Source organism: Plastoroseomonas hellenica (assembly GCF_018129085.1).
GTDB classification, from domain to species: domain Bacteria; phylum Pseudomonadota; class Alphaproteobacteria; order Acetobacterales; family Acetobacteraceae; genus Plastoroseomonas; species Plastoroseomonas hellenica.
The window spans coordinates 1-9,521 of sequence record NZ_JAAGBB010000103.1 but is presented as its reverse complement, the minus strand read 5'-3'; the positions used below and the strand labels follow the sequence as shown (position 1 = coordinate 9,521).

10 protein-coding genes are annotated in these 9,521 nt (G+C 72.1%); 3 read left to right on the top strand and 7 right to left on the bottom strand.

The features are described from left to right. Window positions 1-167: 167 nt before the first annotated feature. Together GXW71_RS33790 and GXW71_RS33785 are read right to left on the bottom strand one after the other, a co-directional pair. Window positions 168-1,367 (bottom strand): MFS transporter, encoded by a 1,200-nt coding sequence (locus GXW71_RS33790; protein WP_211858367.1) that lies wholly within the window; start codon window positions 1,365-1,367, stop codon window positions 168-170. 14 nt (window positions 1,368-1,381) lie between these two features. Then, complete coding sequence (locus GXW71_RS33785) at window positions 1,382-1,822, bottom strand: PRC-barrel domain-containing protein (RefSeq protein ID WP_211858363.1); 441 nt, start codon at window positions 1,820-1,822, stop codon at window positions 1,382-1,384. A gap of 260 nt (window positions 1,823-2,082) precedes the next feature. Here GXW71_RS33785 and GXW71_RS33780 point away from each other — a divergent pair, with 260 nt between their 5' ends. From GXW71_RS33780 to GXW71_RS33770, 3 genes are all read left to right on the top strand, one after another. After that, entirely contained in the window at window positions 2,083-4,605 is a 2,523-nt protein-coding gene (locus GXW71_RS33780) for a membrane-bound PQQ-dependent dehydrogenase, glucose/quinate/shikimate family (RefSeq protein WP_211858361.1), read from the top strand. 154 nt (window positions 4,606-4,759) lie between these two features. Beyond that, on the top strand, window positions 4,760-5,257 hold the full coding sequence (locus GXW71_RS33775; RefSeq protein ID WP_211858354.1) for a YciE/YciF ferroxidase family protein: 498 nt from the start codon (window positions 4,760-4,762) through the stop codon (window positions 5,255-5,257). Window positions 5,258-5,397: 140 nt separating this feature from the next. Continuing rightward, complete coding sequence (locus GXW71_RS33770; protein WP_211858352.1) at window positions 5,398-5,634, top strand: hypothetical protein; 237 nt, start codon at window positions 5,398-5,400, stop codon at window positions 5,632-5,634. 141 nt (window positions 5,635-5,775) lie between these two features. Here GXW71_RS33770 and GXW71_RS33765 read toward each other — a convergent pair whose 3' ends face one another. The 5 genes from GXW71_RS33765 to GXW71_RS33745 all read right to left on the bottom strand — a co-directional run. Next, on the bottom strand, window positions 5,776-6,114 hold the full coding sequence (locus GXW71_RS33765) for a hypothetical protein (RefSeq protein WP_211858350.1): 339 nt from the start codon (window positions 6,112-6,114) through the stop codon (window positions 5,776-5,778). Beyond that, window positions 6,111-6,650 (bottom strand): hypothetical protein, encoded by a 540-nt coding sequence (locus GXW71_RS33760; protein ID WP_211858348.1) that lies wholly within the window; start codon window positions 6,648-6,650, stop codon window positions 6,111-6,113. The genes GXW71_RS33765 and GXW71_RS33760 overlap by 4 nt, the downstream gene beginning before the upstream one ends. 103 nt (window positions 6,651-6,753) lie before the next feature. Beyond that, window positions 6,754-7,752: a Bug family tripartite tricarboxylate transporter substrate binding protein gene (locus GXW71_RS33755; RefSeq protein ID WP_211858346.1), complete on the bottom strand. Its 999-nt coding sequence runs from the start codon at window positions 7,750-7,752 to the stop codon at window positions 6,754-6,756. Window positions 7,753-8,168: 416 nt separating this feature from the next. Further along, window positions 8,169-9,143, bottom strand: a complete 975-nt coding sequence (locus GXW71_RS33750) for a TAXI family TRAP transporter solute-binding subunit (RefSeq protein WP_211858345.1) — start codon at window positions 9,141-9,143, stop codon at window positions 8,169-8,171. A gap of 14 nt (window positions 9,144-9,157) precedes the next feature. Then, on the bottom strand, window positions 9,158-9,521 hold a 364-nt coding region (locus tag GXW71_RS33745), incomplete at its 5' end, for a hypothetical protein (RefSeq protein ID WP_456316003.1).

The window sequence follows — 9,521 nt, the reverse complement described above, 5'->3', positions numbered from 1 at the left end:
GGCGGCGCTGCCGGCGCCGCTGTTCCGGGACGGCGGCAATGCCGTCCTCGGCCGGCTGGCCGCATTGCCGGCATTGCCGCGGACCGCGAGCGCTGCGCGCGGCGCCGAGAACGAGCTGGCGCGCATGCAGCTTGGCGGCGGCGATCTCGATTAGACGCGGCGCCGCGTCACGCCGGCGCGGGATCCGGTTCTCGCCGGGTCTCCGGCATCGCCGCCCAGACCGCGACGACGGAGAGGAGGCCGGTCGCGGCGAGCAGCGCGAAGGCGGTGCCGACGCCGAACCACTCCGCCACCAGCCCGGCCAGCGTGGTGCTGAGCGTGCTGCCGACCCCGATCGCCAGCCCGAAGACGCCGAGGCAGAGGTTGAAGCGGTTGCTGCCACGCGTCGCATCCGCGGCCAGCAGCGGCAGCATCACCCCGAGCCCGGCGGCGCTGATCCCGTCCAGCGCCTGCACCAGGATTAGCCAAGCCGGATCCTCCACCACCGCGAGCAGCGCGCCGCGCGCCGGCAGCGCGGCGAAGCCGATGAGCAGCGCCGCTCGCCGCCCGCGCCGCTCCGCCAGCCTGCCGATCCAGGGCGCGATCAGCGCCATCACGAGCTGCGGGGCGATGATGCAGCCGGCGATGATCAGGTTCGCCTCGTCGCCCGCGTTGCGCGTCACCTGGGTGCCGGCCAGCGGCAGCATCGCGGCGTTCGAGAGGGTGAACAGCGTGCAGCACAGCGCGAAGACCACCACGACGCGGCTGCGCAAGAGGATGCCGAGGCCGCGTGTGACGCCCTGCTCCCGCACCTCCGTCGCGGCCGCCGGCGGATGCAGGTCGGCCGGGCGGATGGCGGCGAGCGCGATGACGCTCGGCAGGCAGAGCGCCGCGGTCAGCCAGAAGACGGAAGCGCCCGAGAGCCAGGTGCCCGCGGCCCCCAGCAGCCCCGCCGCCACGCCGCTGCCGACCGCGGCGTAGCGGGCATTGCGCCCGAGCCGCTCGCCGAGCCCGCGTTGCCCGACCAGCGCCAGGCTGATCGCGGCGATCGACGGGCCGAGCACGCAGGAGGCAAGGCCGTGCAGCACCTCCGAGGCCATCACCGGCAGGGTTACCGGCCAAGCGGCCAGCAGCAGCGCGGAAAACGCGATGGCGGCCAGCGCGAGAGCGGCGGCCAGACGCTTGTTCGGCGTGGCATCCACCATGGCGCCGGCCGGCACCTGCATCGCGATGGTGACCAGGGTGCCGATGCTCAGCGCGATGCCGATCTCGAGCTCCGTCCAGGCCTTGGCGGTCAGGTAGACGGACACGAAGGGTCCGAAGCCGGTCTGCACATTGGCCATGAAGAAGTTCAGCCAGTCGAGCCCACGCCCGCTGCGCCCGGTCATGATGGCGGCCGGGCCTAGTTGGACGGTTCGGGTTCTGTCGCGGGCGGCGCCGCGACCACCGTCGAATCGCCTTCCCGGTAGTCGGGGAAGGCGCGCATCTGATCGCGCGTCAGCTCCAGGCGGACGCTCTCGGGCGAGAAGCGGAGCGTGCGCCAGGCGACGGCGACGCGACGCCGCCCGACGCCGAGGAAGCCGCCATAGTCGAGCACGGCGGCACGGGGCTGCCCGTTCTCGTCCAGCAGCACGTTGACGATCCGGGCGACCACATCGCCGGAGGGTCCGGTGACCTCCCGCCCGATGACCCGCTGCGCGGCCTCGCGCGGCAGCTCCTCGCGCGCGGCGGGCGGCGCGCCCGGCGCCTGCGCCCGAACCGTCGCCGACGCCATGAGGGTGGCCAGCGCGACGGCCGCGATCACGACAGCCGGCCGGAGAGCCTGTCGGTCCTGGGTACCCATGCGGTCACCCTACCGCGCCTTCCGTCCCGCACCAACCGGACAGCGCATCCCGCGCGCCGGTCGCGCTCGCCCGCCGGTAAACGCCTTGCCCGTGCTGGCGCGCAATCAAGATCGCGTTGACGCGGCCCGGCAACCCACTCCGCCGGCTAGGCTCGCCAGCGATCGTGCTGCGGCCGCGTATGCAGGTGGCGACCTCGCTTCACGCTGCGTCGCCGCGGCACCGCATCGCGAGCCGAGCTGCAGTAACGAGGATGAGCATCATGCATGTCGTGCGACCAAGCCGGGGCCCCTTGGTTCTCGCCATCCTGCTCGCCTTGCTCGGCATCGGCATCGGCGGCGGCGGCGCCTGGCTGATCGCGCTCGGCGGCTCCTGGTTCTATGCCGGGCTCGGCATCGCGATGCTGGTGACCGCGGGGTTGCTCTGGCGGCGCAGCCCCGCGGCGCTCTGGGTCTACGCGTTGGCGACTGTGGCGACGCTCGCCTGGGCGGTGTGGGAAGCTGGGCTCGACTGGTGGCCGCTGGCCGCGCGGGGCGACATCGTCTTTGTCCTGGGCGCGCTGCTGCTGCTGCCCTGGGTGACGCGCGGGCTCGGCGCGGCCCGTGGCGGCAGGTTCGCGCTCGCCGGCGTGCTGCTGCTCGCGCTGGTCGTCGGCGGCCTGGCGCTGTCCCGGGAGCCGCACCGCATCGACGGCGCGCTGCCCATGGCACGCGGCGCGGCGGGGGCCGCGCCGGCGGCGACCGGCGCGCCGCCGGTGCCGGAAGGCGAGTGGCACGCCTATGGCCGGACCGGCTTTGGCCAGCGCTACTCGCCGCTTGCGCAGATCACGCCGGAGAATGTCCAGCGGCTCCAGGTCGCCTGGCACTTCCGCACCGGCGATGTCCGCGGCCGGCCCGGCGATCCCGAGGAGACGACCTTCCAGGTGACGCCGCTCAAGATCGGCGACCGGCTTTTTCTCTGCACCCCGCATCAGAGCGTCATCGCCCTCGACGCAGAGAGCGGGCGCGAGGTCTGGCGCTACGAGCCGCGGATCCAAAGCGCGCTCGCGCTGCAGCACCTCACCTGCCGCGGCCTCTCCTATCACGACGGTCCCGCCTATGGCGCGCCCTCCGGCGCGCCGACGCCGCCTGCCGGCGCGGGCGGCGGCACGGCCGAGCGCGCCGCGGCCACCGCGACCGGATCCAGAGTCCAGGCCGTCGAGGAGCATCGGCCACCGGCGCTCAACCTGCCCGCGGCGGCGGAGGGTGCGCGCACCGTCGCCGAATGCCCGCGCAAGCTCTTCATGCCGACCGCCGATGGACGGCTGATCGCGCTCGATCCCGAAACCGGCGGCGTCTGCACGGGCTTCGGCGAGAACGGCCAGATCAATCTCTGGGCCAACATGCCGCATGTCGCGCCCGGCGGATATTATTCGACATCGCCGGTGGTGGTGACGCGCGACTTGGTCATCATCGGCGGCACCGTGCTCGACAACGTCTCGACCCGCGAGCCCTCCGGCGTCATCCGCGCCTTCGACGTCCATACCGGCGCCCTGGTGTGGAACTGGGATTCCGGCAATCCGGAGCAGACGGCGCCCTTGCCGCCCGGCCAGACCTACACGCCGAATTCGCCCAACAGTTGGTCGATCTCGAGCGTCGATGAGGCGCTCGGCATGGTCTACGTGCCGCTCGGCAACCAGCCGCCGGACCAGTGGGGCGGCCGCCGCAGCGACGTGGTCGAGCGCTTCTCCTCCGCCGTGGTGGCGCTCGACCTCGGCACCGGGCGCGTGCGCTGGGTCTTCCAGACCGTGCATCACGATCTCTGGGACTATGACGTGCCGGCGCAGCCGAGCCTGGTCGACCTGACCGTGGACGGCAGGCGGGTACCGGCCCTCGTGCAGCCGACCAAGCAGGGCGAGCTCTATGTGCTCAACCGCGAGACCGGCGCGCCCATCCTGCCGGTGACCGAGGTCGCGGCGCCGCAGGGTGCGGCACCCGGCGACAGGACGGCGCCGACACAGCCGGTGTCGCGCCTGTCCTATGAACCGCCGCTTCTGACCGGGGCGGAGATGTGGGGCGCGACGATCCTCGACCAGCTCGCCTGCCGCATCGCGCTGCGGCGGCTGCGCTACGAAGGGCGCTATACGCCGCCATCGCTGCAGGGATCCCTCATCTACCCCGGCAATTTCGGCGTCTTCAACTGGGGCGGCATCGCGGTCGATCCCGAGCGGCAGGTGGCCTTCACCACGCCGACCTACCTCGCCTTCGTCTCCCGCCTGGTCCCCCGCCAGGACGACACCACGCTCTATGTGCAGGGCGGCAACCGGCCGGCAGGCAGCCTGCCGGCGCTGGGCGAGAATTTCGGCGCGCCCTTCGCGGTGCAGCTCCATCCCTTCACCTCGGTCCTCGGGCTGCCCTGCCAGGAGCCGCCCTGGGGCTATGTCGCGGGCGCCGACCTCACCACCGGCGCCATCGCCTGGCGGCACCCCAACGGCACCACGCGCGACGCCTCACCCGTGCCGCTGCCCTTCGCGATGGGGGTTCCGAACCTCGGCGGGCCGGTCATGACGGCGGGCGGCGTCGCCTTCCTCTCGGGCACGATCGACGATTACGTGCGCGCCTATGACGTGACGCATGGCCGCGAGATCTGGCGAAGCCGGCTTCCGGCCGGCGGCCAGGCGACGCCGATGACCTATCTCGGCCGGGACGGCCGCCAGTATCTGGTCGTCGTCGCGGGCGGGCATGGCTCGCTCGGCACCCGGGCGGGCGACCACGTCATCGCCTATGCCCTGCCGCGCGGATCCTGAGAGCCTGTCCTTCCGGGCAGGCTCCGGCGCGCGCGCATATCGTCAACGGCACGCGCGCAACTTGCCTGCCCCAGCTCCGTTGCATCTCCGCGCGCGACGGGCGGCACCCGGCATCCGGCACCGGCCCGCGCGGCCCAACCTGAAGGAGCCCGCGATGTCCGATCTCAACGACCTGTTCGAGGATACCCTCAAAGACGTCTACTACGCCGAGCGCCAGATCCTGAAGGCGCTGCCCAAGATGATGCGGGCGGCCGAGAACCAGGAGCTGAAGACCGCCTTCAACACGCACAAGGAGCAGACCGAGGAACAGGTCGCGCGGCTGCAGCAGGTCTTCGAGCTGATCGGCAAGCGGGCGCGCGGCAAGACCTGCCCGGCGATCAACGGCATCATCGAGGAATGCGAGGAGCTGCTGGACGAGATCAAGGAGCCAGGCGCGGTGCGCGATGCCGGGCTCGCCGCCTGCGGCCAGGCGGTCGAGCATTACGAGATCTCCCGCTACGGCACCCTCGTCGCCTGGGCCAAGGCCATGGGCAATACCGATGCCGCGGCACTGCTCGAGAGCACGCTCGGCGAGGAGAAGGAGACCGACAAGCTGCTGTCGCAGCTCGCCAACCGCTCCATCAACAAGCAGGCGGCGAGCGCGGCGCATTGACGGTCCCAGGAGGGCACCGATCATGCAGCACGGCGACGCCGCGTATTTGATTTGACGTCAGAACGTTCACCGCTGCATGATCCCGGACTGCGCCCATGCGTCGGCTGTCCCGCATGGGCGCAGGATGAAGGGACACGCGCGTGACCACCCGACCCCGGCTGCACCTGTCGGATCTGCGACCCGGCTCCCGCTACGAAGACGGGTATGTCGACGCGCAGATCGAGGCGCATGACTGGCCGAGCGAAGCGATCCTGGCGCATCTCTGGGGCCGGATGACGCAGGTGCGCGTGCCGGCCGCGGATTGGAGCTGGGGCGTCGTCGACGGCCTGACCGACCTGCTGATGCGCCGCACCCAGCCGGCAAGGCCCGCCGACTGACGCTGCGGCGTTCGAGCACTTTATTCGGTCGCGTGTTCAGACTTCTCGGCCGAGACGGCCTCAAGTCACCATGCTCTTCGAGCACTTGGTCTGATCGCGTGATTCAGACTCTTCGGCCTATCGGCCTCAAGTCATCACGCTCTACCGCTGCACCCGGCAATGCCGTAGCGGCGCGCCCGGCGACTGCAGATCCGCCTCGTCCTGGCCCGCGGTGATCGCCAGCAGCCCGGCATCGAGCCGAGCGGCGTAGCGCATGCGCCGATCGACGCCGGTGGCGGCACCCTCCAGAGTCACCGGCAGGCCCTGCCAGTCCAGCATCGCCGTCGGCGGTTCGCCGGCGACGAAGACGACCGGCAGCGGCGCCGGCAGGCCATCGCAATTCAACACGACGGAGACGTGCGCCGGCTCGGGCGCCGGCGCCTGCGCGCCCGCCACGCCCGACGCCAGCAACGCTACGACAAAGGGGGCGCAGCGGATCATGGCGACGCTGCCTCCACCTCCGGCCGCGCATCGGGCGCGGCATCGAAGAAGGCCTGCAGCGCCGAGAGGTGGCTGCGGCCCTTGATGATGGCGATGAGGTCCCTGATGCGCGGCCCGACGCCGGGCAGTTGCCCGCCGAGCGGCCGGAAGCTCTCCCCGATGGCGTCGACCTGCTGCGCGAGGTCTGCGCCACCAGCCTCCCCGGCATCCGGAATGGCACGGAACAGGCGACGCAGGACGCCGAGCAGCGCCGGGCGGTGGATGTCGGGGACCACCGGCAGATAGTCCCAGACACCGCCGACCGACAGCACGCGAAGGTCGCCGAGCGCATCCAGGCGAAGGATGCCGACTGCCTCCATCCCATCCGGGCCCTCGGCGACATGGGTGATCTCGACGATCTCCTCACCGTCGCCGCCATCGGGGCGCGGGACGGCGGCGCGGCGCAGGGTGCCGGGCCCCGGCGGCCGGTCGGCCTCATACTCGAAGCGGCCGAAGCCGCCGGAGAAGGGGTTCGGGTAATGGACGCGCACGATCATGGGAATCCTCCACGGCGGACGCCGGGCCGCCATGAGGCCAGAAGCGCGGTCCGTCGCGAAGGTTGCCGTGACGATTCCGACGACGGGCGCTCCAAAAGGTCTCTCAGCCGTCGGCGCGGATATTGGCGGCCCGCGCCACCTCTCCCCAGCGCGCATGGTCGCGCTTCACCAGGGCGTCGAATTCCGCCGCGGTGCCGCCGCCGGGCTCGTCGCCCTGGCTGGTGATGCGCTCGCGCACCGCCGGGTCGCTGAGCGCCGCATTCATCGCCGCATTGATCCGCTGCACGATCTCGGGCGGCGTGCCGCGCGGGGCGGAGAGGCCGATCCAGGCGGCGATGACGAAATCCCGGACGCCGAGCTCGGCGCCGGTCGGGATGTCGGGGAAGGCCGGGCTTCGCTGCTCGCCGGTGACCAGCAGGCCGCGCACCTGGCCGGCCCTGACGAAGGGCGCGACGACGGAGGTCGCGTCAAAGAGGGCGCTGAAGCGGCCGGCGATGAAATCCTGCATCGCCGGGCCGCTGCCGCGATAGGGGATGCTCTGCATCTCCGGATTGCCGATGCGGATGCGAAAAAGCTCCATGGCGCAATGGGACATGCTGCCGGCGGCGGCGGTGCCGTAATCCATGCCGCCGCGCTGCGCGCGGATCCAGGCGGTGAGCCCGGCGATGTCGCGCGCCGGCACCGAAGGATGCAGGCAAAGCACCAGCGGGCTCTGCAGCGCGAGGCCGATCGGCACCAGCTCCAGCGGATTGATGGTCATGCCCGGGAAGGTGTGCGGATTGATGGCGATCGAACTGGAATTGGCGGCGAGCAGCGTATAGCCGTCCGGCCGCGCGCGCAGCACCGCTTCGGTGCCGATATTGCCGCCGGCGCCGCCGCGGTTGTCGATGACGACCGGCTGGCCGAGTGCCGCGGACATGCCCTGCTGGATGACACGGGCGGCGAAGTCGGTCTGGCCGCCGGGCGGGAATCCGACGACCAGGGTGACGGGGCGGGTCGGCCAGGCCTGGGCGAGCGCCAGATGCGGCCTGGCGAGGCCAAGTGCCACGCCGCCGCCCAGCAGGGCGCGGCGGCTCGGGTGCGCGGCGGCGGGCGTGATCATTTCCTGGGTCTTTCTTGCTTGGCTGAGGCGGAATCACCGGAAAGCGTGAATCACGCGATCAGACGAAAAGCCTAGAGCAGATCCCGCCTCGCATTGCACCACGCGAAGGAGTGAAGAGGCGCGGACCTGGAGCCGGGCCTCAGATGCCCGCGTCGAACCAGCCCGCCTCGTGCCCGATATCGGCGTACAGCAGCGCCGCCACCAGCAGCAGCACGATGAGAAACACCAGGAACAGCGGGCGGCGCATCTTGGAAGTCCTTGGGTGAGCGGCGCTCCGGCCGGATCGTTGCATCACCCAATGAACGCCCCGCGGCGGGGCGCCGCTGCACCGAGCCCGGCTTCGTGACCAGCTTGGCGGTGCCTCGCGAAGACGTGGGCGGCGGGCGGCGGAACGGATCCACCGAATGGGACCTGCTCTACGGCGGCGCCCCGAAGCGGGTCCAGCCCGGCACCGTGGCGGCGAGGTTCACCTCTCGCCATTTCGGATGGCGCGGCGGGCGCAGGAAGGCGTCGAAATTCGCCGTCAGCGCCTCGACGAAGCGCGCGACCTTGCGATGCCGCTCGCTGCCCTGAGGCCAGCCATAGACGGCGAGCACGGCGCCGACCGCCAGCGTCTCCGTCCCGCCCGGCGGCACCAGCGCAGGGTAGTCGGCCTCCGCGAAGGACGCGGGCAGATAGGTCTCGAGCAGCGCGGGCGCCGCCGGCAGCGGCAGCAGGCGCAGCCCCTCCTCCGCCCGGACGCCGGCGAAGAGCCGGGCCGGCTTGCCGGCGACATAGACCAGCGCCGCGATCTCGCCGCGGCGCAGCCGCTCCAGCGCGACGTCCTGCGGGTCGTGCCGCTCCTGCACCGCGATGCGGAGCGCGCCGAACAGGAGGGAGGCGGTCATCGCCGTGCCGCTGCCGCGCAGGTCGACATTCACCGGCTGCCCCGCCAGGTCCTGCACGGCCCCGATGCCGGACCGGACGAGGATGTGCACCTCCTCGTCGTAGAGCTTGCAGACATATTGCACGAGCCGGTCGACTGAGGGGAACAGCCGCTCTCGCCGTGCGAAAGCGAGCACGTCCGACTGCACGATGCCGAGGTCGACGCCGCGCAGCAGCATGATGTCGGCGATGTTCTGCACCGAGCCTCGGCCGATCATGGCGATGACGCGCAGCCTTTCGCTGTCCAGCACCGCGGCGAGGTCGGCGGCGATGCGGATGTAGGTGCCATCGATGCCGCCGGCGATGATGCCGACCGTGCCGCTGTTGGCGCGCGCCGCGAGGGCGTTGAGCTGCGCGACCTCGGGCACGCCCTGCGGCTGCGCCGCGGCGCCCCGCGCGACCAGCCCTGTCGCCGCCGCCAGGAGCAGGGCGCGCCGCCCGGGACCGGTCCAGACTTCCGCTGCCATCGCTCGCTCCTGCATCAGGGCGCGGCGCCGCGTTCGGCGGCGCGGCGGTACCAGAGCGCGGCCTGCTCCGGATCGGGTCGGATGCCGCGCACGCCAAGCGCGCCCAGCACCGCGGGGTCGTAGCTGCGGCCCATGGCGGTGAGGGCGGCCACGCTGCCGGCGGCGGCGGCGCGGCCATAGAGGAGGCGGGCGGCGGAGATGTCACCGCGGGCCAGCATCTCGTTGCCGCGCGTGACGAGCAGCTCGATCACCTTGGGGTCGAGCGGCATCGCCGGCGCCGGCGCGACGGCGGGCGCCGTCGGCGCCGGCATAATGACGGGCGCCGCCGGCGCGGGCACAATGACGGGCGCCGCCGGCGCGGCGACGGCCGGCTGCGTC

Bases quoted from the DNA above. Each gene is read 5' to 3' on its own strand.
- GXW71_RS33755 (WP_211858346.1), bottom strand. From the start codon at position 7,752: ATGATCACGCCCGCCGCCGCGCACCCGAGCCGCCGCGCCCTGCTGGGC.
- GXW71_RS33790 (WP_211858367.1), bottom strand. From the start codon at position 1,367: ATGACCGGGCGCAGCGGGCGTGGGCTCGACTGGCTGAACTTCTTCATG.
- GXW71_RS33785 (WP_211858363.1), bottom strand. From the start codon at position 1,822: ATGGGTACCCAGGACCGACAGGCTCTCCGGCCGGCTGTCGTGATCGCG.
- GXW71_RS33750 (WP_211858345.1), bottom strand. From the start codon at position 9,143: ATGGCAGCGGAAGTCTGGACCGGTCCCGGGCGGCGCGCCCTGCTCCTG.
- GXW71_RS33760 (WP_211858348.1), bottom strand. From the start codon at position 6,650: ATGATCGTGCGCGTCCATTACCCGAACCCCTTCTCCGGCGGCTTCGGC.
- GXW71_RS33775 (WP_211858354.1), top strand. From the start codon at position 4,760: ATGTCCGATCTCAACGACCTGTTCGAGGATACCCTCAAAGACGTCTAC.
- GXW71_RS33765 (WP_211858350.1), bottom strand. From the start codon at position 6,114: ATGATCCGCTGCGCCCCCTTTGTCGTAGCGTTGCTGGCGTCGGGCGTG.
- GXW71_RS33780 (WP_211858361.1), top strand. From the start codon at position 2,083: ATGCATGTCGTGCGACCAAGCCGGGGCCCCTTGGTTCTCGCCATCCTG.